At 34.9% G+C, this 25,853-nt stretch carries 25 protein-coding genes; 16 read left to right on the top strand and 9 right to left on the bottom strand.

Annotated elements, in window-relative coordinates; genetic code table 11:
* The coding region (locus tag ISP73_01830) for an aminoacyl-tRNA hydrolase (GenBank protein ID MBL6657323.1) at window positions 1-540 on the top strand (540 nt) is incomplete at its 5' end.
* Between the two features lie 36 nt (window positions 541-576).
* Here ISP73_01830 and ISP73_01835 read toward each other — a convergent pair.
* Together ISP73_01835 and ISP73_01840 are read right to left on the bottom strand one after the other, a co-directional pair.
* The gene (locus tag ISP73_01835; GenBank protein ID MBL6657324.1) at window positions 577-1,380 is read right to left on the bottom strand and encodes a class I SAM-dependent methyltransferase; all 804 of its coding nucleotides are present in this window, start codon (window positions 1,378-1,380) and stop codon (window positions 577-579) included.
* Complete coding sequence (locus tag ISP73_01840; protein MBL6657325.1) at window positions 1,377-2,975, bottom strand: T9SS type A sorting domain-containing protein; 1,599 nt, start codon at window positions 2,973-2,975, stop codon at window positions 1,377-1,379. The genes ISP73_01835 and ISP73_01840 overlap by 4 nt, the downstream gene beginning before the upstream one ends.
* A gap of 100 nt (window positions 2,976-3,075) precedes the next feature.
* Here ISP73_01840 and ISP73_01845 point away from each other — a divergent pair, with 100 nt between their 5' ends.
* Window positions 3,076-3,345: a T9SS type A sorting domain-containing protein gene (locus ISP73_01845; GenBank protein MBL6657326.1), complete on the top strand. Its 270-nt coding sequence runs from the start codon at window positions 3,076-3,078 to the stop codon at window positions 3,343-3,345.
* Between the two features lie 47 nt (window positions 3,346-3,392).
* On the opposite strand, the gene ISP73_01850 is transcribed toward ISP73_01845, so the two are convergent.
* Complete coding sequence (locus ISP73_01850) at window positions 3,393-4,922, bottom strand: glycine--tRNA ligase (GenBank protein ID MBL6657327.1); 1,530 nt, start codon at window positions 4,920-4,922, stop codon at window positions 3,393-3,395.
* Window positions 4,923-4,981: 59 nt separating this feature from the next.
* On the opposite strand from ISP73_01850, the gene ISP73_01855 reads away from it, so the two are divergent.
* From ISP73_01855 to ISP73_01865, 3 genes are all read left to right on the top strand, one after another.
* Entirely contained in the window at window positions 4,982-5,554 is a 573-nt protein-coding gene (locus ISP73_01855; protein ID MBL6657328.1) for a DUF3109 family protein, read from the top strand.
* Window positions 5,555-5,923: 369 nt separating this feature from the next.
* Window positions 5,924-6,907, top strand: a complete 984-nt coding sequence (locus ISP73_01860; protein MBL6657329.1) for a ribonucleotide-diphosphate reductase subunit beta — start codon at window positions 5,924-5,926, stop codon at window positions 6,905-6,907.
* Window positions 6,908-6,942: 35 nt separating this feature from the next.
* The gene (locus tag ISP73_01865) at window positions 6,943-9,330 is read left to right on the top strand and encodes a ribonucleoside-diphosphate reductase subunit alpha (protein MBL6657330.1); all 2,388 of its coding nucleotides are present in this window, start codon (window positions 6,943-6,945) and stop codon (window positions 9,328-9,330) included.
* 75 nt (window positions 9,331-9,405) lie between these two features.
* Here ISP73_01865 and ISP73_01870 read toward each other — a convergent pair whose 3' ends face one another.
* Entirely contained in the window at window positions 9,406-10,584 is a 1,179-nt protein-coding gene (locus tag ISP73_01870; GenBank protein MBL6657331.1) for an acyl-CoA dehydrogenase family protein, read from the bottom strand.
* A 76-nt stretch (window positions 10,585-10,660) separates the two neighbouring features.
* Between ISP73_01870 and ISP73_01875 the strand changes: the two genes are divergently transcribed.
* The 7 genes from ISP73_01875 to ISP73_01905 are packed head-to-tail and all read left to right on the top strand — an operon-like array spanning window position 10,661 to window position 15,908.
* Complete coding sequence (locus tag ISP73_01875; GenBank protein ID MBL6657332.1) at window positions 10,661-11,014, top strand: hypothetical protein; 354 nt, start codon at window positions 10,661-10,663, stop codon at window positions 11,012-11,014.
* A complete protein-coding gene (locus tag ISP73_01880; GenBank protein ID MBL6657333.1) occupies window positions 11,015-11,644 on the top strand; it encodes a DUF4271 domain-containing protein in 630 nt (209 codons plus the stop codon).
* Between the two features lie 40 nt (window positions 11,645-11,684).
* Window positions 11,685-12,440 carry a uroporphyrinogen-III synthase gene (locus ISP73_01885; GenBank protein MBL6657334.1) on the top strand — a complete coding sequence of 252 codons (756 nt, stop codon included), beginning with the start codon at window positions 11,685-11,687 and terminating at the stop codon, window positions 12,438-12,440.
* A gap of 12 nt (window positions 12,441-12,452) precedes the next feature.
* Window positions 12,453-12,830, top strand: coding sequence for a ribonuclease P protein component (gene rnpA, locus ISP73_01890; protein MBL6657335.1), 378 nt, complete (start codon window positions 12,453-12,455; stop codon window positions 12,828-12,830).
* On the top strand, window positions 12,827-13,048 hold the full coding sequence (yidD, locus tag ISP73_01895; protein ID MBL6657336.1) for a membrane protein insertion efficiency factor YidD: 222 nt from the start codon (window positions 12,827-12,829) through the stop codon (window positions 13,046-13,048). Before rnpA ends, yidD begins: the two co-directional genes overlap by 4 nt.
* Before the next feature lie 17 nt (window positions 13,049-13,065).
* Complete coding sequence (locus ISP73_01900) at window positions 13,066-14,727, top strand: S41 family peptidase (GenBank protein ID MBL6657337.1); 1,662 nt, start codon at window positions 13,066-13,068, stop codon at window positions 14,725-14,727.
* Window positions 14,727-15,908, top strand: coding sequence for an O-antigen ligase family protein (locus tag ISP73_01905; protein ID MBL6657338.1), 1,182 nt, complete (start codon window positions 14,727-14,729; stop codon window positions 15,906-15,908). Before ISP73_01900 ends, ISP73_01905 begins: the two co-directional genes overlap by 1 nt.
* Here ISP73_01905 and alr read toward each other — a convergent pair.
* A complete protein-coding gene (alr, locus tag ISP73_01910) occupies window positions 15,893-16,975 on the bottom strand; it encodes an alanine racemase (protein ID MBL6657339.1) in 1,083 nt (360 codons plus the stop codon). The genes ISP73_01905 and alr overlap by 16 nt on opposite strands.
* On the bottom strand, window positions 16,975-17,532 hold the full coding sequence (locus ISP73_01915) for a thymidine kinase (protein MBL6657340.1): 558 nt from the start codon (window positions 17,530-17,532) through the stop codon (window positions 16,975-16,977). Before ISP73_01915 ends, alr begins: the two co-directional genes overlap by 1 nt.
* Window positions 17,533-17,579: 47 nt before the next feature.
* On the opposite strand from ISP73_01915, the gene ISP73_01920 reads away from it, so the two are divergent.
* Genes ISP73_01920 through recJ form a run of 4 tightly spaced genes read left to right on the top strand, consistent with a single transcriptional unit; the run spans window position 17,580 to window position 21,879 of the window.
* Complete coding sequence (locus tag ISP73_01920) at window positions 17,580-18,455, top strand: DUF2279 domain-containing protein (protein MBL6657341.1); 876 nt, start codon at window positions 17,580-17,582, stop codon at window positions 18,453-18,455.
* A gap of 10 nt (window positions 18,456-18,465) precedes the next feature.
* The gene (gene rsmI / locus ISP73_01925; protein ID MBL6657342.1) at window positions 18,466-19,137 is read left to right on the top strand and encodes a 16S rRNA (cytidine(1402)-2'-O)-methyltransferase; all 672 of its coding nucleotides are present in this window, start codon (window positions 18,466-18,468) and stop codon (window positions 19,135-19,137) included.
* On the top strand, window positions 19,134-20,198 hold the full coding sequence (locus ISP73_01930; GenBank protein MBL6657343.1) for a bifunctional 3-deoxy-7-phosphoheptulonate synthase/chorismate mutase type II: 1,065 nt from the start codon (window positions 19,134-19,136) through the stop codon (window positions 20,196-20,198). The genes rsmI and ISP73_01930 overlap by 4 nt, the downstream gene beginning before the upstream one ends.
* On the top strand, window positions 20,191-21,879 hold the full coding sequence (gene recJ / locus ISP73_01935) for a single-stranded-DNA-specific exonuclease RecJ (protein ID MBL6657344.1): 1,689 nt from the start codon (window positions 20,191-20,193) through the stop codon (window positions 21,877-21,879). The genes ISP73_01930 and recJ overlap by 8 nt, the downstream gene beginning before the upstream one ends.
* Here recJ and dnaG read toward each other — a convergent pair whose 3' ends face one another.
* The 3 genes from dnaG to rlmN are packed head-to-tail and all read right to left on the bottom strand — an operon-like array spanning window position 21,880 to window position 25,841.
* The gene (gene dnaG / locus ISP73_01940) at window positions 21,880-23,784 is read right to left on the bottom strand and encodes a DNA primase (protein ID MBL6657345.1); all 1,905 of its coding nucleotides are present in this window, start codon (window positions 23,782-23,784) and stop codon (window positions 21,880-21,882) included. It abuts the gene before it with no gap.
* Window positions 23,781-24,755 (bottom strand): polyprenyl synthetase family protein, encoded by a 975-nt coding sequence (locus tag ISP73_01945; protein MBL6657346.1) that lies wholly within the window; start codon window positions 24,753-24,755, stop codon window positions 23,781-23,783. The genes dnaG and ISP73_01945 overlap by 4 nt, the downstream gene beginning before the upstream one ends.
* A 36-nt stretch (window positions 24,756-24,791) precedes the next feature.
* Entirely contained in the window at window positions 24,792-25,841 is a 1,050-nt protein-coding gene (rlmN, locus tag ISP73_01950) for a 23S rRNA (adenine(2503)-C(2))-methyltransferase RlmN (protein ID MBL6657347.1), read from the bottom strand.
* Window positions 25,842-25,853 lie beyond the last annotated feature (12 nt).

Consider the following 25,853-nt stretch of genomic DNA (forward strand, 5'->3'; position numbering starts at 1 on the left):
GGAAACCCTGGTGTCAAGTACGAAAATACAAGACACAATATAGGATTTAAAGTATTGGACGCTCTAGCCGAGTCGTCCAATACTTCTTTTAAAGAGGAAAAACACGCTTACTACACTTCCATAAAACATAAGTCCAGAACCTATCACCTTATTAAACCTACCACTTTTATGAATTTGAGTGGCAAAGCCTTAAACTATTGGATGCAACATCTAAAAGTTAAAGTCGAAAATGTTCTTGTGGTGACCGATGATATTGCTTTGCCCTTTAGTGTCATGCGACTTAGAGGCAAAGGCTCAGATGGTGGACACAACGGTTTAAAAGACATCAACTATTACTTAGGACATACTAAATATGCCCGTTTACGCTTTGGAGTAGGCGATCAGTTTTTGAAAGGGCAACAGGCTCAATACGTCTTATCGGAGTGGACAACAGACGAAGAAAAGGACTTGTCAGAACGCATTCAACACGCCACAAAGATGGTACTCGCTTTTGGCACTATTGGCTTGGCACGAACCATGAGTGATTTTAATGGAAAATGATTCCTTAGTTCAAGGTATCGCAGTTTCCCTACCTAACTAATTTACCTTTCTTATCAGCCAAATATCTTGTGTAGCTTTTCCATTTATAATATCTCCAGCAATATGCTCTAGTACTTTATGTTTGCCCACGAGTTTATGGATAAAATTTTTAGGATGATGACTAGCAAAACTTCGATGTACTACTTTAATGCTTTTATGCTCTATGAGTTTATCGTCAAAAAACCGTTCTTTTTCTTCATCTGATAATTTGTTGATGAAAGCCTCTCCACTTAAAGTAATCTGTAATGTCCCATTTGGTTTAAGAATGCGAATCAATTCATCAAACCATTTATAGTGCAATTCTTCAGAAAGATGAGTGAAAATAGAAATGCCATAAATAGCATCAAAGGTATTTTCATTGTAGTTTGTAGGTGGATATAATTGATTGGTACTGAATTGAATATTCTTAATATTTTTTGTGCACCAATTGATATACTTTAAATTATAATCTGTTCCGTAGCATATGCAATTTGGACTAAGTATTTTTGGAAAATGTCTTATTACCCTAGCTGTTCCACAGCCCCAATCTAAAAGCTTAATGTTGTCGATAGGCATATATTTATTGAAACGCTTAAGAATATGCTTTGCTGTTTCAATACTCCCAAAGTAATACGTATTATAATTACTTATTCCAAATGCTTCATACATATAATAGGCTGGAGGTAGAATAATGTGAGGATTACTTTTTTTAAATCGTAATCTCTGTGTTGTACTTTTAATATAGTGATAAAGAAAAAATAAGTAATCAACTATAAGTATAAAGAAAGTAGGTCTTAATGTTTTAAGAAGTAATTTTTTCATTGAATAACTAAACTACTAATATATGATTTTTTGTCATTGCTTAACTCAATAAAATAGATACCTGTTCTTAAATTCGTTTTAATTGGGAAGTACTTGTCTGAATATTGGCCATTTTCAAAAATTAGACGACCTGATGAATCATAAATATTTATTCTATTTATTATATCTTCACTATCGATTTTGAAATTACCTTTACTTGGGTTAGGATAAATTTTCACAACACTATTGTTATCAATTTCATTTCGTCCTCTTAAATTTGCTCCCAAATCAATATACTTTTTAGCTTCTAATTTAACGTTGCAACCTTCTTGAAATGATACGTTTTTATTGATGTATATTTCTTCACCATAAAAGTTGATTTCAGAGTTATTTAGAAAATTAATGTTACAATTATTACCTCCTAGGGATATCTTTTTCGCAAATACATCAGGGTATTTGGTCCAGTATGTTTTATTACATACGTTAATGTAAATTTCAAAGTTATCCACAACTCTAAACAGTTGTCCTTCTCCTTTTTCTAAGTAGGCGTTTAAAAAAGCCCCAGTAGTTAATTCGTTTTCAAATTGATTTAAAATTGAATAATTATCGTTAAAGTTTAATTTTAGGCTTAAACCATTTTTTATACTCTTGTTGAAAATCCAAAAATAATTATTCTCATATTTATCTTCCATAAACGAAATAACAAAATTTGACATATTAGAATTATTATTTGTTTCAATAGGATTTTGAGCGTCAAAAAGACTATTGAAAAATAAGTCGTTCTGTAAGTTCTGCCAATTCGATTGTGAAGGAATGATTGTTGTTTGGTTTTCTCCAATACCTGTGTTCGTAGAATAGTGATATACATTTTTTAATTCTAAAGAAAATAATAAATCCCCATTATCGATTAAATTACCGTGTAGTTCTTTCAAACTTTCTTTTGTGGTTTGGCTTACAAGATTATCCCAAAATTTCGACCCTAACCAAGAATGATTAGAGCAATTGATGCTATATCCATTGCCACAGCCACCTGCTTGACCCTCTCTAGCCCAATAGAAAATTCCTTTTGATCCGTAAACTAAATTAGAGAAGATAACGTAGTTAAATTCAGCAATTTTTTTCCCTTCACCTGAGGGCATTCTTGGTGTAAACATTATAAAATATGGGAGATTATACTCTTTACCTAATGAAGAAAGAATTTGTAAGTTTTGAAAGTAATTTGTGTTGCCACTCATTGGGTAGTGGTCTACAGATAAAAAGTTCGGATTAGTTATATTTATAAAATCTTTTATGTAATTTTTATACTGTTGTATGTTAGCCTGTGGGCCAATATATTCATGATTTATTTCTAATTGATTTTTTGTTGAGTAATTTGGGTATAAATTAGAAAACCTGATTTTATTGTCACTATAATTATGTATAGCATCAGAAAAAGGTTTAGTTGTTGAAAAGTGTGCGTTTTTTGATGGTTCGTCGACAATATGCCACCCAATTACTGCTGGGTGTGAACCATAATAATTTAATGCCGAACTACATTTTTCAAAGTCAAAATTTGGGTTGTCATTATTTCTATATACACTTATTTCGTGACAATTTAAAATAACTTTCAGATTCAAAGAGTGAGCACGACTTAAAAAGTCTAGTACTGGAGTTGTTTCAGTATTTGAAACAGACTCTAACGGTTGTGCGTCTGATACAGCAAAACTTACGGTTACGATTGATTCTACAGTAAGTATAGTAGAAAAAGAGACTCTGAATATTAGAGTATACCCTAATCCATTCGAAAACTATACAGCAGTAGAGTTTGATAATCCTCAAAGTGAGCATTACACAGTAAAATTAATAGATGTTAGAGGGAGGTTAGTTCATCATCAAGAAGTAATTACAGAACGATTAGTCATTTATAGAAATCAAATGCAAAGGGGTATCTATTATTTGGAAGTTGATGGTAAACGTAAGGCTCGAGAAATAGTAATTATTCAATAAAATATAAAAGCCCCAATTTGGGGCTTTTATATTTGAGTTTTGAGGCATTATAAGTAGTTTCTAAAATCCACTTTTTTTGAAACAAGTGCATGTAAGCTGTCTATTGCTACTCGCTCTTGAGTCATAGTGTCTCTGTCTCTAACTGTTACTGTATTGTCTTCCAAGCTTTGGTGATCTACCGTAATGCAATAAGGTGTACCTATAGCGTCTTGACGTCTATAACGTTTACCAATGGAGTCTTTTTCTTCGTATTGGCACAGGAAGTCGCACTGAAGAAGACTCAAGATTTCACGAGCCTTTTCTGGCAATCCATCCTTTTTAGTTAGGGGCAAAATCGCTGCTTTCACAGGAGCCAATAATGCAGGGATTGACAATACTAACCTGTTTTCGCCATTCACCTCTTCCTCTTTATAAGAGTTGCTAAGAATAGTTAAAAACATTCGGTCAAGACCAATGGAGGTCTCTACCACATAAGGGACATAGCTCTCATTAATCTCAGGGTCAAAGTATTGCACTTTTCGTCCTGAATGTTCCTGATGACTTTTCAAATCGAAGTCTGTACGAGAATGAATTCCCTCTAATTCTTTGAACCCAAAAGGAAACTTAAATTCAATATCGCAAGCAGCATTAGCGTAGTGGGCCAAATTGTCGTGGTCGTGAAAACGGAAAAGTTCTTTGTCGATTCCAAGACTCAAATGCCATTTCATTCTAGAGTCTTTCCAATGTTCATACCATTTCATTTCCTCGCCAGGACGAACAAAAAATTGCATTTCCATTTGCTCAAACTCGCGCATACGGAAGATAAATTGACGCGCTACAATTTCGTTTCTAAATGCCTTCCCAGTTTGTGCTATACCAAAAGGAATTTTCATACGAGCAGTTTTCTGCACATTCAAAAAATTAACAAAAATACCTTGAGCGGTTTCAGGTCTGAGGTAAAGGTCAGTAGCCCCATCGCTTGTCGACCCCATTTGTGTTTTGAACATTAAATTGAACTGACGAACATCGGTCCAATTTTTTGTGCCAGACACAGGGCAAACGATTTCTAACTCTTCAATAAGTGCTTTAACATCATCCAATTTATTAGCACTCATAGATTCGCTAAAGCGTTGCATAATGCTTAGGCATTTTGACTTGTAACCCAAAACTCTAGGGTTAGTGCTTACAAATTGTTCTTTGTCGAAACTATCGCCAAAACGCTTGATAGCTTTTTTGACTTCTTTATCAATTTTGCCTTCAATTTTAGCCACATAGTCTTCAATAAGAACATCGGCTCTGTATCGTTTTTTAGAATCTTTATTATCTATGAGAGGGTCGTTAAAAGCATCAACATGACCCGACGCTTTCCAAGTGGTAGGGTGCATAAAAATAGCAGAGTCCAAACCCACAATATTTTCATTCATATTAACCATTGACTTCCACCAATAGTTGCGAATATTATTCTTTAGTTCAGAGCCGTTAGGGCCATAATCATATACTGCTGCTAGTCCATCATACAACTCACTAGATTGAAAAATAAAACCATACTCTTTAGCGTGAGCAACGACTTTTTTAAATACCTCTTCATAATTTGCCATGTCGCAAAAATAAACATATTAGTTACACTTTTACATCCTCTTTTGTTATCTTTGTATAGATGGTTCAGATTGAAGACAAGATTATTTCATTAGACGTGTTTGACAGACAATTTGCTTGCGACTTATCCGCTTGCAAAGGAGCATGTTGCGTTGACGGAGATGCTGGAGCCCCATTAAATGATGATGAGCTTTTTGTACTGTCTGAAATTTTTGATGAGGTAAAACCATATATGCGTCAAGAAGGAATTGACGCTATTGAAGAACAAGGCTTTTATGTCGTTGATTCAGACGGTGATAATACCACTCCCTTAATCAATAATAATGAATGTGCATTTGTTTCCTTTGATGTTGACGGCACAGCAAAATGCAGCATCGAACAGGCTTATAATGAGGGTAAAGTCGACTTTAAAAAGCCTATATCTTGTCATCTTTTTCCGATAAGAATTGAAAAGTATAAAGATTTTGACGCAGTTAATTATGAAGCCATAGACATTTGCAAGCCAGCTTGTGATTGTGGGGAAAAATTACAAATGCCTGTCTTTCGTTTTTTAAAAGAACCACTTATTCGACACTATGGAGAAAAATGGTTTGAGGAGCTGTGTGAAGCCGACAAACTTTTAAAAAATAGTTAATCAACGAGCTAATAATTTTTGTTTTTCAATTTTTTGAAACGTAAAATGACATCCATTTTTTTTTGAAAAAAATCTTGACTTTTTGAAAAGTTTCAACTTGCTCGGTTAAGCAATTTTTTTTTGAAATAAAAAAAACAGAGGACTGTTAACAACTTGAATTTATTGTGAATAAAATTGAATTGCTTTCGTCTTTTTTTTTTGAAACATTTGTTGTGAGCTAATTCATATATCAAACGCACTGTTTGAATTTACAAAAGTTGAATTGGTTGTGTTTTAGGAGTAAATCCCATAAAATGTAAAGCTAACCTGAAAGGTGGAGAAATCAAAATTTTCTCTAGGAAAACCTTTCGCTAAATTTTAAAATGAAGAATGGCAACAGCTATTGAACCCATACTCAAAGAGAACGCAAATCGTTTCGTTTTATTTCCTATAGAACACGACGATATTTGGAAGTGGTATAAGAAACAAGAAGCTAGTTTTTGGACTGCTGAGGAGATTGATTTGCATCAAGACCTAGTAGACTGGGAATCAAAGCTGAATGACGATGAACGCTACTTCATCAAGCATATATTAGCGTTCTTTGCAGCAAGTGATGGTATCGTAAATGAGAACCTAGCTGAGAATTTTGTAAACGAAGTTCAGTATACTGAGGCAAAGTTCTTTTACGGTTTTCAAATTATGATGGAGAACATCCATTCAGAAACCTATTCGTTATTAATTGATACCTACATCAAAGACAAGAAAGAAAGAAACCAGTTGTTTACTGCCATTGAACATTTTGATGCTATTAAGAAAAAAGCAGATTGGGCAATCAAGTGGATTGGAAGCGATTCTTTTGCTGAAAGGCTAATTGCTTTTGCAGCTGTTGAGGGAATTTTCTTCTCCGGCTCATTTTGTTCTATCTTCTGGCTCAAGAAAAGAGGACTTATGCCAGGTCTTACGTTCTCAAACGAGCTTATAAGTAGAGATGAAGGTTTACATTGTGATTTTGCATGTCATTTACATAATCACCACCTAATCAATAAAGTTCCTAAAGAGAGAATAAAAGAAATTATAGTAGACGCATTAGATATCGAAAGAGAGTTTATCATTGAATCTTTACCAGTAAAATTAATTGGTATGAATTCGGATTTAATGACCAAATATTTAGAGTTTGTTACCGATCGCCTGTTAGTAGAATTAGGCTGCGAGAAGGTTTACAATTCTGAAAACCCATTTGATTTTATGGAAATGATTTCCTTAGAAGGAAAAACAAATTTCTTTGAAAAAAGAGTAGGTGATTACCAAAAAGCGGGAGTATTAGGTGAATCATCAGACTCAAAAGATAATTTTTCGTTTGACGACGATTTTTAATAGAAGTAAGTTACTTAACAAGTAAAAATAAAAGGATGTTTGTAGTAAAAAGAGATGGAAGAAAAGAGTCAATAAAGTTTGATAAGATTACGGCTCGAATTCAAAAGTTATGTTATGGCTTTAGTGACTTGGTAGAACCTACCGCAGTTGCTATGAAAGTAATTGAGGGAATTTATGAAGGTGTAACTACTTCGGAGCTAGATAATTTAGCTGCTGAGGTGTCAGCTTCAATGACCACCCGTCACCCCGATTATGCCTTATTAGCTTCCAGAATCTCCGTTTCTAACTTACACAAAGACACCAAGAAATCGTTTTCCGAAACGATGACTGAGCTATACAATTACATCAACCCAAAGACGGGCAAGAAAGCACCATTGATTGCTGACGATGTTATTAAAATTATCAAAAAGAACGCCGAGCTTTTAGACTCTACCATCATTTACGATAGAGATTTTTGCTACGATTACTTCGGCTTTAAAACATTAGAGCGTTCTTATCTTTTGAGATTAAATGGTAAAGTTGCTGAACGACCACAGCACATGCTTATGCGTGTAGCTATTGGTATTCACAAAGAAGATATACAGTCTGCTATTGAAACGTATGAGTTGATGTCGCAGAAATATTTTACACATGCTACTCCTACATTATTTAATGCTGGAACGCCTAAGCCACAAATGTCATCTTGTTTTCTATTAACAATGAAAGACGATAGTATTGATGGGATTTACGATACACTAAAGCAATGTGCAAAAATTTCTCAATCAGCAGGTGGTATAGGTCTAAGCATTCACAATGTACGAGCAACAGGCTCGTATATTAGAGGAACTAACGGGACGTCTAATGGAATCGTTCCAATGCTAAGAGTATTCAACGATACAGCACGCTACGTTGACCAAGGCGGTGGCAAAAGAAAGGGTTCATTTGCTATTTACTTAGAACCTTGGCATGCTGATGTTTTTGATTTCTTAGACTTAAGAAAAAACCATGGTAAGGAAGAAATGAGAGCAAGAGATTTATTCTTCGCTTTATGGACTCCAGATTTATTCATGCAAAGGGTTAAAGAAGACGGAGAATGGACGCTAATGTGTCCTAACGAATGTCCAGGTTTAGCAGATACTTACGGAAAAGATTTCGAGAACTTATACAAAAAGTACGAGAAGGCAGGGAAAGGCAGAAAGACGATTAGAGCAAGAGAGTTGTGGGAAAAGGTAGTAGAGTCTCAAGTTGAAACGGGCACACCTTACATTCTTTACAAAGACGCTTGTAATGAGAAGTCTAACCAAAAGAACTTGGGAACTATTCGTTCTTCCAATTTATGTACTGAAATTATAGAGTACACTGCGCCAGATGAAGTTGCTGTTTGTAACCTTGCTTCAATTGCATTACCAATGTTTATTGATGAGGAGAAAAATGTATTCGACCACGAAAAGCTATATAACATCACTCGTGTAATTACTAAAAACCTAAACAAAGTAATTGATAGAAATTACTACCCTGTTGCAGAAGCTAAAAATTCAAATATGCGTCACAGACCTGTTGGACTCGGAGTGCAAGGTTTAGCAGATGCATTTATTAAACTTCGTTTACCTTTCGATTCTCCGGAAGCAAAAGTGTTGAATGAAGAAATTTTTGAGACCATTTATTTTGCTGCTTTAACATCATCAATGGAATCCGCGAAAGAAGAGGGGGCATATCAAACTTATGAAGGCTCTCCAATCTCTCAGGGTCTGTTCCAGCACAACTTGTGGGGTAAGAAAGACGAAGAGCTAAGCGGAAGATGGGCTTGGGGAGAACTAAGAAATCAGATAAAAGAAAATGGTGTGCGTAACAGCTTATTATTAGCTCCTATGCCAACAGCATCCACTTCTCAAATCTTAGGAAACAACGAATGTTTCGAGCCATACACATCAAACATCTATACTAGACGTGTGTTGTCAGGAGAGTTTGTTGTCGTAAACAAACACCTACTACTTGATTTGGTACAGTTAGGCTTATGGAACGATGAAATGAAAAATGAAATCATTAAAGCAAATGGTTCTGTTCAAGGTATTGAATCAATTCCTGAAAACATCAAAGCACTTTACAAAACCGTTTGGGAAATTAAGATGAAAGATATCATTGATATGTCAGCCGATAGAGGACACTTCATTGACCAATCTCAATCTCTAAACTTATTTATTGATCAGCCTAACATTGGCAAGATTACATCAATGCATTTTTACGCTTGGGAGAAAGGTCTCAAAACAGGGATGTACTACCTAAGAACAAAAGCGGCTACTCAAGCGATACAGTTTACGGTACAAAAGCAAGCTAAATCTCAACTCGAACCAGTTGTTGCTAATAAAGAAGGAGAGTACACTTCTGAAGAAGCGATAGCATGTTCAATTGACAATCCAGACGATTGCATAGCTTGTGGTTCTTAGATAGAAACTAATTAAGTTAGTCATAAAAAAAGCTCGCATTTGCGAGCTTTTTTTATGATGTGATTTATATATTTTTTATACAAAGGCATTTTCACCAGTAATATCCAAACCTGTGATGAGTAGGTGAATGTCGTGCGTACCTTCATATGTAACTACAGACTCTAAATTCATCATGTGACGCATGATAGGGTATTCACCAGTAATTCCCATACCACCCAACATTTGTCGAGCATCACGAGCAATTTTTAGTGCCATATCTACATTGTTTCTTTTACACATAGAAATTTGAGCAGAAGTTGCTCTGCCTTCATTACGAAGAACACCTAATCTCCATGTAATAAATTGTGCTTTTGTGATTTCCGTAATCATCTCAGCTAATTTTTTTTGTTGAAGCTGAAAGCCAGCAATGGGTTTACCAAACTGAATACGTTGTTTAGAATATCTAAGAGCTGTATCGTAGCAGTCCATAGCTGCACCGATAGTTCCCCAAGCAATTCCATAACGGGCCGAGTCCAAACATCCTAGCGGCGCACCTAAACCGTCTTTATTTGGCAATAGGTTTTCTTTTGGTACTTTAACATTATCAAATACCAATTCGCCAGTAGCTGAAGCCCTTAGACTCCATTTGTTGTGAGTTTCTGGAGTTGAAAAACCTTCCATTCCTCTTTCTACAATTAATCCTTTAATTCGTCCATCTTCATTCTTTGCCCAAACAATAGCAATATCTGCAAAAGGAGAATTAGATATCCATAGTTTCGCGCCATTTAACAAATAGTGGTCGCCCATATCCTTAAAATTAGTTACCATCCCACCTGGGTTAGAACCAAAATCAGGCTCGGTCAAACCAAAACAACCTACCATTTCACCACTTGCTAATTTTGGCAAGTATTTCTGACGTTGCTCTTCGTTACCATATTTGAAAATAGGGTACATTACTAAGGAAGATTGAACGGAAGCAGTAGAACGAATTCCACTATCGCCTCTTTCCAATTCTTGCATGATTAGTCCATAAGAAATTTGGTCAAGTCCAGCGCCACCATATTCAACTGGAATATATGGGCCAAAAGCACCAATTTCTGCTAACCCCGAAACAAGATGATTAGGAAATTCAGCTTTTTGACAGCTTTCCTCAATAATTGGCGACACCTCTCTTTTTACCCAATCACGTGCTGCATCACGAACAAGCTTGTGTTCTTCAATCAGTAAGTCATCGAGTTGAAAATAATCTGGTGCTTGAAATAAATCTGTAGACATAATGTTGTTTATTAAGTGAGTACAAAATTATTGAATAATTTATGATAAATGGCTAAATTGCAATAAAATCCACCAGATGAAACAAACGATTTTTACTTTTTTTATGCTATTGCTTATAATTTCTTCTTGTAAAAAGGAGGAATTAACGGAGCCTATTGAGCCAATAGAACCTCAAGTTGAGACGTATGCCTCTATAAAAAGCATTATTGATAATAATTGCGTGCTATGTCATGCCATAAATCAAAATGCATACATAACGGATTTCACATCATACGACAACATTAGTTCTTACTTAGATAACCCAGATAATACAATGATTGATAGACTAAATTCCGATGATGAATTTTATAAAATGCCTCCAAACGGTGAGCTTTCTCAAACGGATAAAGGACTCTTAATTTCATGGATTAATGACGGCTATATTCAATAGATGGATTTAATTGCAGAGGCATATAATTCGCCCAATCAAGAGTGGGTATTTATTCTTTTTATTTTCTTCTTTTCATATATAACATTTCTGAAGTATAATTATTTCTCAAGATTTGTTTTAATACTTAAGTCGCCATTTAGCCAAAAACATGCTAATCAGTTTCTAAGAGAAGAATCTAGATCATCCAATAAGTTGTATTTATTACCTCTTTTTGCTGCCTTTTTATCAATGTATGTTGTTGCTCAGTCCTTCTCGATGGTTTCTTTTATTTTTCATTTTAGTTGGATTATATCCTTCCTTTTTTTTAAATATTTATTTTTAGTTTGGTTGGCATATATATTCCAGAAAAAATATCAATTTGAAGAAATAATTTTTCAATCTTTTCTGTATGAACGTGTGGCAGCTATAGTGATATTCCCTTTACTATTGCTTTTGTTTTACACTAGTATACCACAAAACTTAGTTCTAAATTTTATTTATATTTTTCTTGTTTCATTTACAATTTATAAAATTGTCAGAATGGCCTATTTGAGTTTTTTTAACTCATCATTTTCTAAAGCACATATAATTATATATCTTTGCACACTTGAAATTCTACCGTTAATAATCTTGTCAAAATATCTTTGTTAGACTTATTTGCGGTGTTGTTTATAATTAAAAACATTTCTTTTTGAAAGAGAATAAAGTTAGAACTATTCTGGTTTCACAGCCAAAACCTGAGTCAGACAAGTCGCCGTATTTTAGTTTAGCTAAGAGGTGTAATGTTAAAATTGACTTTAGACCATTTATACATGTTGAAGGATTATCGGCTAAAGAATTTCGTCAACAAAAGATTAGTATTTTGAGTCATGATGCTGTAATTTTTACCAGCAAGAACTCAATGGACCATTTCTTTAGAATGTGTGAGGCTACAAGGATTACTGTTCCAGAAGAAATGAAATACTTCTGTGTTTCAGAAGCAATTGCTTACTATCTCCAAAAGTATATTACTTACAGAAAAAGAAAGGTATTTATCGGAAAGCAAAAGATTGAAGATTTACATCCAGTATTCAAGAAAAATAAGGAAAGTAAATTCCTCTTACCATGTTCTGATATTCTGAAAGATAGTATTCCAGAATTTTTGGCTGATAATGGTTTCGACTTTACCAAAGCCGTAATGTATAACACAGTATGTAGCGATTTATCCGATTTGGAAAATGTATTTTATGACATATTAGTATTCTATAGCCCATCAGGAATAAAGTCCCTTTATCAGAATTACCCTGACTTTAAGCAAAACAATACTCGAATAGCAGCTTTTGGACCTACAACGTCAAAGGCAGTAGCGGATGCTGGATTGACATTAAACATCAAGGCGCCAAGCCCAGAGTATCCGTCTATGACAATGGCATTAGAGCAGTATATAAAAACTGCTAATAAGCGTTAGAATCACTTTATTATGGCCTTATTTAGTTTTAGTAAAAAAGAAAGGCTAAAAAACAAACAAGAAATAGAGTCTTTATTTTCAGAGGGCGACCGCCTGTTTGAATACCCTTTTAATGTTATTTGGAAATTAGAATCTACTTCAGACTCTACACTAAAAATGGCTGTTAGTGTTCCTAAAAAGAAAATACCTAACGCAACGGATAGAAATAAAATTAAACGATTAGTAAGAGAAGCTTTTCGTAAAAATAAGACCATTATTCAGCAACCACTTGAAGAGAAAAACGTAAAATTACATCTCATGCTCGTTTATTCTCAGTCAAACATAATGTCAATGTCTGAAATAGAAGATAAAATAAGTGTAACTTTACAACGTTTAGCTGAACAGATATGAGTCGATTGTTTTCAGTTGTTTTTCGGGCCTTAATAATGCTTTACAGAGGAGCAATTTCACCGTTGTTTTCTCCAATATGTAGATATACTCCTAGCTGTTCTGAGTATGGTCTTAAAGCGATTGATAAGCATGGACCATTTAAAGGTATGTGGCTAACGCTTAAACGACTAAGCACTTGCCATCCTTGGGGAGGACACGGACACGACCCAGTTCCTTAATTTTAATTTTTAGATTAATGAAAAAAATAAAAAAATACGCCTTAATATTATTACTGTCTTTTGCCTCAATTTTCTCTGTTGGCTTTGTAGATAATTATTTTGAGATTTCTAAAAATCTAGATATTTTTAGTTCTCTATACAAGGAGCTAAACATATTTTATGTTGATGAAACTGACTCTGGTGAATTGATGAAGACCGCCATAGACGCCATGCTAGAATCATTAGACCCTTACACAACATATATTCCTGAGTCTGAAAAAGAAGACTTTGAATTTATGACAACAGGTCAGTATGGAGGCATAGGAGCAGTCATTACAAAAAATGGAGATTGGGTTTATGTTAGTGAACCCTATGAAGGCTTTCCTGCTGATAAAGCCGGTTTAATTGCTGGTGATAAATTTGTAGAAATAGCTGGTAAATCGGTTGAAGGTAAATCAACTGAAGATGTAAGTAAAGTGCTAAAGGGTGAACCAAATACTTCTGTTAAAGTTCTTGTTGAAAGAGAGGGCGTTAACAAACCATTTGAGGTTGAAATTACTCGCGAAGAAATCAAATTAAACTCCGTCCCATATTATGGCATGGTTTCTGATAGTATTGGATATATTAAAACACGTTCTTTTACCAGAAATATTTCAAAGGAAGTAAGTGACGCTTACAATGAATTAAATTCTGACAATCAACTAAAAGGACTTGTACTAGATTTGAGAAGTAATCCTGGAGGCTTGCTAAATGAGGCGATAAAAATGTCAAATTTATTTATCGACCAAGGTCAAGAAATCGTTTTTACAAAAGGAAAAGTAAAAGAATGGGATAAAAGCTACAAAACAAGAAGTACTGCACTTGACACTACAATGCCTTTAGTAGTATTGATAAATAGAAGTTCTGCTTCGGCATCCGAAATTGTTTCAGGAGCTATACAAGACCTCGATAGAGGGGTAGTTTTGGGTCAAAGAAGTTTTGGAAAAGGACTAGTTCAGCAAACTCGAAAGCTCAGTTATAATGCACAACTAAAGGTTACTACTGCTAAGTATTATATCCCAAGCGGCAGATGTATTCAAGCCCTTGACTATTCCAATCGTGATGAAGACGGTAGTGTTGGAAAAATTGCAGACAGCTTACGAACAGAATTCAAAACTTTAGTAAACAAACGAACAGTGTATGATGGTGGAGGGATAACCCCTGATATAGAAATTGAACCACATAAATACAGCAATATACTAAGAAGTATTATTAGCAAACGACACATTTTTAATTTTGCCAATAGCTTTAGAAGTGCAAATGATAGTATTTCCTCAGCCAAAACCTTTGTAGTTACTGACGCTATTTACGATGATTTCAAACAGTTTCTTAACGACAAGGAGTATGAGTATGAAACGAAAACAGAAAAGACTATTAGCGCTATAAAAAAAGATGCGGAAAAAGAAAAGTATCTGGAAGACTTAGAAGAAGAATTAGAAGCTCTTACTCTTAAAATGGAGCAAAGTAAGAATAATGATATTGAACGTTTTAGAGATGAAATTGTTGAAGTCTTAGAGGCAGAAATAGCTACGAGGTATTATTATCAAAAAGGTAAGATAGAAGCAACGCTTAAACATGATGAAGAGTTGGCAGAAGCAATTAATGTGCTAAATGACCTAGAAAAATACAATGCCATTTTATTGGGAGATAGCATAGAGTAATGAAACTTAAAGGCATTCTTTTAATATCGCTTGCTTTTTTTCTGCCAATCTCAATTTTTGTTACTGATGTACTAGTTTTTTCAATAGCTATTTTTTGGCTAGTTGATGGAAGCATTTCAATGAAGTGGAAAAAAATAAAGGGTAGCAAATGGATGCTCTCTTTATTACTCCTTTTTGCTGTTTATCTGCTCGGCATGTTGTGGGGTACAAACCATTTAAATGGCAGTTGGATTCTTCAAAAAAGTGCTATTCTGTTACTACTTCCTATTTTATATTCCTTTGACTTTTCGGATAAGCAGATAAAAAATTCGCTTTATGCTTTTGTGCTTTCAATGACACTATCTTCAGTGATAGCCTTACTGATTAATCTAAAATGGATAAAACGCCTCTTCAAGTACTCTGATATTTTTGCTAAAAACTGGAGCAACTCTGTTTTTATACCTTACACAGACCACAACGTATTCTTAGCATTTACAATTTTACTGTGTCTGATTTATGGACTTTATCTATTTAAGAACAAACGTCAATCTATCCCACTTCTAATAGTTGTAGTAGTATGTATGATTAGCCTTTTTACTGAAAAGGGTAGAGCAGGTCAAATAGCATTTCTTTTAGGCACAACTATGTTTTTAATATTTACTTTTTGGAATAAAAAAATGTGGTTAGCTTTTTCATTTATTTCTTTGATTTCAATAGTTGTTTTATCCTATAATTTTTCTTCTACCTTTAATGAAAGAATACACAGCTCATTAAATCAAACTCAACAACTTGATGAGGAAAACAAAAATTCTCTGAACACACGGTATTTCCTTACGAAATATACTATTGATAAATTAAAAGAAAGGCCTGTATTGGGTTTTGGAACAGGTAGTTTCGTGCAGGAATTCTCGTCTATAAACGAACATGCTACAAAAATTCTGGACGGGAATAAACATAGAACACCACACAACAATTATTTGTTTGTATGGTTTGAATTAGGATTGATTGGACTACTCACCTTTATCTCCATTTTTTATTTTCAAATCAAAGAAATATACAAACAGCCTAATGGAAAATTTAGGATTATTATGCCCGTAATGTTTTTGATAATAATGCTATTCGACACCTATTTTCAGAACCACAATTCGGCAGTTTTATACGCTTACTTATCCTTTGCGTTTACCTATTATTCGTTTAAATAGATACGTTTTATACGCCTGTTAAGCGTTGCCATAATTTCATAAGGAATGGTTTTCAGTTCGCTCGCTAGAAGAGATACCGAATGTTCTGGGCTAAAAATAATGACCTCATCGCCTTCTTTTATAGTAAGACCAGAGACATCAGCAATAAAACTATCCATGCTGATATCGCCAATTATTGGACATTTATTACCCTCAATTAATACATGCCCTCTTGAGTTGCCAAGTTTACGGTTTAACCCATCAGCATAGCCTACTGGAACAACCGCAATTTTCATCTTTTCATTAGCGGTAAACGAATTTTGATAGCCAACATTATCACCTTCTTTTACCTCTCTAATTTGGCTTATTACACTTTTTAGTGTGAAAATTTGCTCTAACTCACTATGATGCATGCCACCAAATAAGGAAATACCTAGCCTCACCCAATCCGTAGACTTTATGGAAAAGCGTAACGCACCATTACTATTGACAATGTGTGTTGGGATGTCTACATTAAAATAAGTATTCACACTATTGCTAATACTATTAAACAGTTTTATTTGACGTTGACTAAATTCATCTTTATTTGGATCATCAGACGCTGATAAATGCGAGCAAATGCTTTTTAATTTTAAATTGGGATGTTGACTGATTTTTTCCAAAATTTGATTAACATCATCCGCCTCAAATCCATATCTATTCATTCCAGTATTAAACTTTAAATGAATATTTACTTGAGTGTCAACTGTTGAATATAAATTCAACATCCTATGATTGAAGATAACAGGCTCTAGCTCATTTTTTAAAATAACATCCACACTTTTAGAACCTGGATTTGCTACAATGATTGGTAGGCTTACACCAGCATGTCTTAGCTGTACACCTTCATCAAAATCTGCTACCCAAAAAGCATCAACTCCTAAGTTTTCAAGTTTTTTAGAAATCTCTACATCACCAAGACCATAAGCATAGGCTTTTACTACAGCAACTATATTATTATCCTTTGATAGCTTGCTTTTTAAATACTTGAAATTTTCTTCAAGTGTTTTTAGATTAACATACAATACGGTCTCGTGAATATGGGTCATTACTTTCTATAACAATTTCTACACCTCGCTTCGTACTCATTCTTTTCGCCTAAAAGAATTCGTTCATTTTTCTCTACTATTCGGTACGAGTAATTGGCTAGACTACCGCATTGAACACATATTGCCCTTACTTTAGTTACTTCATCAGCTACTGACAATAGTTGTGGGATTGGTTCAAAAGGTTGCCCTTCATAATCCATGTCCAAAGCGGCAATGATTACCCTTACACCATTATTAGCTAATTCGTTACATACGTCAACTAATTCAGCATCAAAAAATTGTCCTTCATCTATACCTAAAACATCAATTCCCTCAGAAAACGTAAATATTTCAGAGGCTTTACTAATCGTTTTACAATCAATTGATATTTGATTGTGTGAAACAACTTTTTCACTATCATACCTGTTTTCTATAGATGGTTTACAGATTACTACGCGTTGTTTGGCAATTTCAGAACGCCTTAATCGACGAATGAGCTCTTCCGTTTTACCTGAAAACATGGAGCCGCAAATGACTTCAATGCTCCCTCTTTTTTCTTTACTCTTTTCTAAAAACATTCAATTAACTTTGTAAACAAATGTAAGCATTGATTTTATTTTACAATATGCCAAAGTATTTTCTTATTTATCTTTTATCATTTTTAATAGTAAAGTCATCATTTGCTCAGTCCGATACATCGAAGGTTAACCCCTATAAGCTCGCTTTAGTGTTAGGAAGTGGAGCTTCAGTTTTGGGCGGCTCCTACATTTATGTGCAAAACTCTTGGTGGAGTGACCAGTCTACTGAATTTCACTTCGATGACGGCACGGATTTACGCTATGCTAAAAATATTGACAAAGGTGGACATTTCTTTGGTGGAGTATTGGTTTCTGATTTTTTTCACTCTAATTTGAAATGGGCAGGAGTACCTGAAAAGAAAGCCTATTGGTATGGTGCGGCCATGGGGTCGTTTATTCAGTTAGCCATTGAAATGAAAGATGCTTATGCACCTTATTGGGGATTTAGCTTATGGGACTTTGGAGCAGGATCAATAGGTGCTTTAGTGCCAATAGGGGAGCGCTACTGGAAGCCTATGGAATACATAGATTTTAAATTCAGTTACTACAAAAGGAGTAATCATTATTGGGATTTAGGAATTGCTCAAAAGCCTTGGGCGCCACCACATCCACATGCATATCAAGATGATTATATAAACCAAACCTATTGGCTTACGGTATATCCTTTCAAAGACCAAAATATAGACGTCGGTATTTCTATAGGCTTTGGACTTGATGACACTCAGTACCTCAATGAATATAATTCTAAAGTGAGTGGCAATAATGAAATATATCTTGCTCTGGATTATGATTTGAAAAGAGTGCTTAAAAAATGGAATACTCCAACAGCAAAGCGAGTAAAACATTGGCTTAATTATATAAAAGTGCCTGCTCCAACACTCATAATCAGCCCAGAGACCAAATTTTACCCTATTTTCTTTTAAATTTGTAGTAATGGCAAAATTATTTATCGTTCCTACTCCAATCGGAAACTTAGAAGACTTAACCTATAGAGCCGCAAGAGTTTTAGAAGAAGTTGACCTTATTCTAGCGGAAGACACTCGAACGAGTGCTAGGCTTTTAGCTCATTATTCCATTTCTACTCCTATGCGTTCGCACCATATGCATAACGAACATAAGACAGTAGAAAAGTGGGCAAATGAAATATCTTCTGGGAAAAATATTGCTTTAATAACAGACGCTGGAACACCTGCAATCTCTGACCCTGGATTTTTATTAGTTAGAGATTGTGTTGAAAATCAAATTGAAGTGGATTGTTTACCAGGAGCTACTGCTTTTGTACCCGCATTAGTTAATTCCGGTTTACCTTGTGACAGATTTACCTTTGAAGGTTTTTTGCCTCAGAAAAAAGGGCGTCAAACACGATTAAAGGCTTTGGCGACTGAAAGCAAGACGATGATTTTTTATGAATCACCTTATAGGATTGTAAAAAGTTTGCAGCAGTTTGGTGAATATATGGGTTTAGATAGACGAGTTTCTGTTTCAAGAGAAATAAGTAAAAAATTCGAAGAAACAGTGCGAGGGACTTTAGCTGATGTAATTGATCATTTTACTGAAAAAGAACCGAAAGGAGAGTTTGTAATTGTTTTAGAAGGACTTAGATGAAGGATATAAAAAATCAACAATTTCCAAAACCATTAATTATTGCAGGGCCGTGTAGTGCAGAAAGCCTAGAGCAAGTAATGTCTACTGCTAAAGGTTTAGTAAATAAAGCAACCATCTTTAGAGCTGGAATATGGAAACCACGCACGCGTCCTAATTCGTTTGAAGGTATTGGCGAAAAAGCGTTGCCATGGCTAAATGAGGTCCAAAAAGAAACAGGACTAAAAGTAGCAACAGAAGTAGCTAATGCTCAGCATGTAGAAGCTTGTTTAAAGTCAGGCATAGATTTTCTTTGGATAGGAGCTAGAACTACCGTAAACCCCTTTTATGTTCAGGAAATTGCAGAAGCCTTGAAAGGGGTAGACGTTAGCGTTATGGTAAAAAATCCATTACACCCTGAGTTAAGTTTATGGATGGGTGCTTTAGAGCGATTAAACCAAGTAGGAATAGATAGACTTTCTGCCATTCACAGAGGTTTTTTCACTTTAGAAAAGTCCGCTTTCAGAAATGAGCCCAAGTGGGAGTTGCCAATTAAATTGAAACGATTAAACCCTGGATTACCAATTATTTGTGATCCTAGTCATATTTCAGGTTCACCACAAATGTTAGCAGAAGTTTCACAAACGGCTATGGATTTGAATATGGATGGATTGATGATAGAAACACATTACAATCCATCTGTCGCATTAAGTGATGCTCAGCAGCAAATCACTCCTAATGAATTAGGCGTATTATTAGACAATCTTATTTTACGAAGCTCAACCCATCCAAATGATCAGTTTAGAACTGCCTTGAACAAGTTAAGGTTAGAGATAGATTTGATTGATAAGAAACTTGTTGACATCTTAGGTCAACGCACCGAAATAGTCAAAGAAATTGGGCGATACAAAAAAGAAAATGCAGTTACTATTTTGCAAATAGAAAGGTGGTTTGAAATATTAAGCTCTCGAAAAGATTGGGGGGAAGAGATGAATCTAGATCCTCAAATGATAGCCGAATTATTCGAGCTAATACATAAGCATTCTGTTCTCACTCAGTCTCATATTTTAAAAAATAATGACTAATAAATGGACATTAAAGCCTCTGCCAGATTCTAAAATTGTTAAAGATTTGAAAGATAGCCTTGGCGTATCCTCTGTCATTGCCACCCTCTTAGCACAAAGAGGGATAACAGATTTTGATGATGCCAAAACATTTTTTAGACCACAATTAAGTCATCTTCACGACCCTTTTTTAATGAAGGATATGGATAAAGCCGTTCAGCGTTTGACTAGGGCAATCTCCAATAATGAGAAAATATTGGTTTATGGTGATTATGATGTTGACGGCACGACTGCAGTTTCCTTAATGTACCTTTTTCTAAAGCGGTTTTCTGAAAATATTGAGTATTATATTCCTGACCGTTATACTGAAGGATATGGCGTTTCTTATAAAGGAATAGACTATGCAAATGATAATGGCTTTTCACTGATTGTTTGCTTAGACTGCGGCATAAAAGCCGTTGACAAGGTATCTTACGCCAAGGTAAAGGGAATTGATTTTATTATATGCGACCACCACAGGCCAGCTGAGGTGCTTCCTGAAGCAATTGCAGTTCTTGACCCTAAACGTAATGACTGCGATTACCCCTTTAAAGAATTGTGCGGATGTGGTGTTGGTTTCAAATTAGCACAAGCCTACTGTCAATTTCACAATCATCCTTTTGAAGACTTAATACCCTTATTAGATTTAGTATTGGTAAGTATAGCTGCCGATATTGTTCCAATTGTAGGAGAAAATAGAGTACTATCCTTCTTTGGATTGCAACAGATAAATTCAAATCCAAGAAATGGTTTAAAAGCATTGATGGAGGTGTCTAACAGAAAAGATACCTTTAATATTTCGGATGTCGTTTTTGGAATAGCACCAAGAATTAATGCTGCTGGTCGGATTGAGCATGGCAACAAAGCGGTTGAATTGCTCATTCAAAATGATTTTGCCCAAGCCAAAGAAAAAGCAGAATATATTGACCAACACAATCATACTAGAAAAGAACTGGATAAAAGCATTACCCAAGAAGCTCTTGAAATGATTGTACCTAATGCTAAAAGTACAGTTGTTTGCAATGATAATTGGCATAAAGGGGTCGTTGGAATAGTAGCCTCACGCTTAATAGAAAGTCATTACAGGCCAACCATTGTACTCACAGAAAGTAACGGAAAACTGACAGGCTCTGCACGATCAGTTAAAGGCTTTGATGTGTATAATGCCATTGATGAATGTTCTGATTTATTAGAGCAATTTGGAGGGCACAAATACGCTGCTGGGCTTACATTAAAGAAAGAAAATTTAGCTGCATTTACTCAGCGTTTTGAAGAGGTTGTTAGTGCCACTATCTCTGAAGATATGCTAGTTCCCGAAATAACCATCGATTTGGAAATAGATTTCAATGACATAAATTTTAAGACTTATAGAATCTTGCAGCAAATGGCTCCCTTTGGCCCATCAAACAATAGGCCAGTATTAATGTTAAAGGGGGTAGTTGACAATGGAAGGGGTAGATTAATTGGAAGCGATCAATCCCATTTGAAATTAGGTCTAACAGATACTGTGGGTAGTAAAGTATTCGATGGGATAGGTTTTGGAATGGCAAATCATTTTCCAAAAATAAAGAATAAAGAATCTTTTGATGTTTGCTTTGTGTTAGAAGAAAACGAATGGAATGGAAATACAAACCTCCAATTGAGGCTAAAGGATATTAAGTAACTATTTAAGAATAGTCCTTCCGAGTTTAGCTGAAATTTCTTTCTTCAATTTTGAAAGCGAATTTATCTCTGATAATATTTCAAATTCAGCATCCTCAGTCGCTGCTTTAAGTTCCTCGTTTTTGTTTTGAATAAGTTCGCCAATTTTAGCAATCTTCAAGGAATAAATGGCTGTTTCAACAGCTGGTTTTAATTGCATCTCTTCAGTTTCAGTATAGATACCGTGGTCTTTCCATCGTGTACTCATTGAATGTGGAGAGCTAATGATATCCGCAGCTAATCGAGAAACATTTGGATTTTTATGTAGAGTGAAAAATTCTTGTTTTAAAAGTTCTTCTTTAGCGAGTGCTTGACAATAAGCATCAAAAATAAGCTGGTAATTAGGATTCGAAAACTCAATTTCATTTTCAAGTTCTGAAACAATAAACTGAGCAACGTACATTTCATTACTGTCAAATTCAACCAGCTGATCACTGTACTCCAACAAAAACCGAATAATGTCCTTTTCTTGATACTCGGAAGTGCTTTTGCTTTGCTTTACTGTATTGACATTGTTTTCTTGTGTCGGCTTCTTCTCTGCTCGCGGCGTTTTTTGGTTTTGACGACCAGAGCGTTTTATGTCAATGATTTTATTGCTAATTTCTGTTTCTCCTATTTCCAAAAGCTTAGAGCATTCTCTTATGTAAACAGCTCTAGTAATCTCATCAGGAATCATAGCTATTGAATTAACTATTTCGTTGATGAGGTTTACTTTTTTGATAGGGTCATTTTTACTTTCGTCCTTTAACAGATTTGTTTTGAAAGTCAAAAAATCTTGCGCTTCATCTGTTATAAATGACTGTATTTTTTCTTGACCTAAAATTTTGGCGTAGCTATCTGGGTCTTCTCCTTCGGGAAATAGAACCACTTTTACATTCATGCCTTCAGAAAGGATGAGGTCAATACCTCTAAAAGAGGCCTTAATACCTGCAGAATCGCCATCAAACAATATGGTGATATTCTTAGTAAATCGCTCTATAAGTTTGATTTGCTCAGAGGTTAATGCTGTTCCTGAAGAGGCAACCACATTTTCAATGCCGTGTTGATGCATAGATATAACATCAGTATAGCCTTCTACCAAAAAACAATTATCTTGTTTTACGATAGCTGATTTAGAAAAATAAATACCATATAAGACTTTACTTTTATGGTAAATATCGCTTTCTGGAGAGTTCAAATACTTTGCAGCCTTTTCACTATTTTTAAGAATTCTGCCGCCAAAACCCAATACTCTTCCTGACATACTATGAATGGGAAACATTATTCTTCCTCTAAAGCGGTCAAATGACTTTTTATCTTTTACGATACTTAAGCCCGTTTTTTCTAAGTACTCAATTTTATACGAGTTACCCAATGCTGATTTTGTAAATGAATCCCACCCTTCAGGGTTATAGCCTAACTGAAATTTGTCAATCATTTCGCTTGATACTCCTCTTTCCTTAAAATAGCTTAGACCAATTGCTTTACCCTCATTGCTTTTGTGCAGACTATCTTTGAAATAATCACGAGCATATGAGTTGACTACAAATAAACTTTCTCTCGCATTGGCTTTTTCTATTTGCTCTGGTGTTTGCTCTTCTTCAACCAGTTCAATATTGTATTTTTTGGCAAGGTAGCGAAGCGCTTCAGGGTATGAATACTGCTCGTGCTCCATAACAAAGTTGATGGAATTGCCACCCTTTCCACAACCGAAGCATTTAAATATTCCTTTGACTGGTGAAACGGTAAATGAGGGAGTTTTCTCATCATGAAATGGACAATTACCTAGAAGATTAACCCCTCTTTTTTTGAGAGTAACAAAGTCTCCTACAACCTCCTCAATTCGGACGCTATCGTAAATAGTGTCAATCGTTTCTTTTGGAATCATTTTTTTCTTTCGATGACGAAATTTACTAAAAGTTCTAGAGACTTTCGGCTTTCATTGTCGTCAAAAGTTTTCAACAAAGACAAGGCTCTATTTTGATAGCCTTTCATTTTTTCAATGGTGTATTCAATACCGCCACTTTGTTTGACTAGCGATAATACTTTGGATACGCGTTCACTATCAGTATTGTGTTTTTTTACTGTTTGGATAATGAATTTGCAGTCTTTTTTTGAGACGTGTTTTAAGGCATATATCAGAGGTAAAGTCATTTTTTGCTCCTTAATATCTATCCCAGTTGGTTTTCCAATAATATCATCATTATAGTAGTCAAATAAATCATCTTTCATCTGAAATGCTATACCCACAAGCTCACCAAATTCTCTCATTTTATCGATAGTCTTTTCGTCTTGTTTTGCTGCAGTAGCACCACAAGCACAACATGCTGCAATAAGCGTAGCTGTTTTTTGTCTAATGATATCAAAATAAATATCTTCTTCTATATCGAGATGCCTGGCTTTTTCAATTTGAAGTAACTCGCCTTCACTCATGTCTTTTACAGCTTTGGATACAATTTGTAGTAAATCATATTCTTTGTTTTGCAAAGACAACAATAAGCCTTGAGATAGTAGAAAATCACCCACTAAGACGGCAATTTTATTTTTCCATAAGGCGTTTATTGAAAAGAAGCCTCTTCTTAAATTGGCATCATCAATAACATCATCATGTACTAAAGTAGCAGTATGTAAAAGCTCTATAAGAGAAGCTGCTCGATAAGTGCTCTCATTAATTTCTCCAAACATTTTGTTGCAAAGGAAAACGAACATAGGCCGCATTTGCTTCCCTTTTCGTTTTACGATATAGTGTAATACCTTATCTAAAAGAGGAACGTTACTCTTTAAGGACTCCTTAAATTTAGTTTCAAACAAGAGCATCTCTTGTTGAATAGGGGTCTTAATCTTTTTAATCGAGTTCATTTGAAGAAATAAGGAGGTACAAAGATACAAATATCACTAGGATTTGACTAGCTTATTAGCTAATTGTCCACAAGCGGCATCAATGTCTTTCCCTCTGCTTCTTCTGACGTTTACAATTAGGTTTTTACTTTCTAAATAGCTTACAAAAGCATCTACCTTTTCTCTTTTGGCCTGTTGGAACTCCCCATCGTCAATTGGGTTGTATTCAATAATATTGATTTTACACGGCGTTATTTTTGCAAATTGAGCCAGCTCAATAGCGTCACTGATTTCATCATTAAAGCCTTTAAAAATAATGTATTCGTAGGTTAGTCTCGTGCCAGTCTTTTCATAAAAATAGATAATGGCTTCTTTAAGAGACTCCAATGAGTTTTGCTCATTGATAGGCATTATGTAATCTCTTTTTTTGTCGTTTGCAGCATGAAGAGATAAAGCAAGGTTAAACTTAACTTCATCGTCACCTAGTTTTTTAATGAGCTTGGCAATACCAGCTGTTGAAACCGTAATTCGTTTTGGTGACATTCCTAGACCATCATTTGAGGTGATTTTTTCTATGGAATTTATCACATTTCTATAGTTCAATAAAGGCTCACCCATTCCCATGTAGACGATATTACTCAGTTTTTGCTGGTAATTTTTTTGAGCAAGTTCATTAAGCATGAATACTTGATCGTACATCTCATCTGGGTTCAGATTTCTTAGTCTATCAAGTTTGCCAGTAGCACAAAATTTACAGCTCAAGCTACAGCCTACTTGAGAGGAAATACAAGCAGTCATTCGTGATTTTGTAGGGATAAGTACACCTTCCACATTGTTGTCATCAAATAGTTTAAAGGCTGATTTAATGGTGCGGTCTGTACTCTTTTGAGACTCAGAAATTTGAATATGTTGAATAACGAATTTTTCGTCTAGCAATTCAATAATTTCTTTAGATATATTTCTCATGTCTGAAAATGATGACACGGATTTTTTCCACAACCACTCATAAACTTGCTTTGCTCGAAAGCTAGGGTGTTTATGGTCAACAAAAAAGTCTTTTAACTCTTCTAAGGTCAGTTCACGAATGTTTTTTTTCTGTAAAGACATGGCGCAAAGATA

It is taken from the genome of Flavobacteriales bacterium, assembly GCA_016779935.1.
Lineage (GTDB): Bacteria > Bacteroidota > Bacteroidia > Flavobacteriales > UBA7312.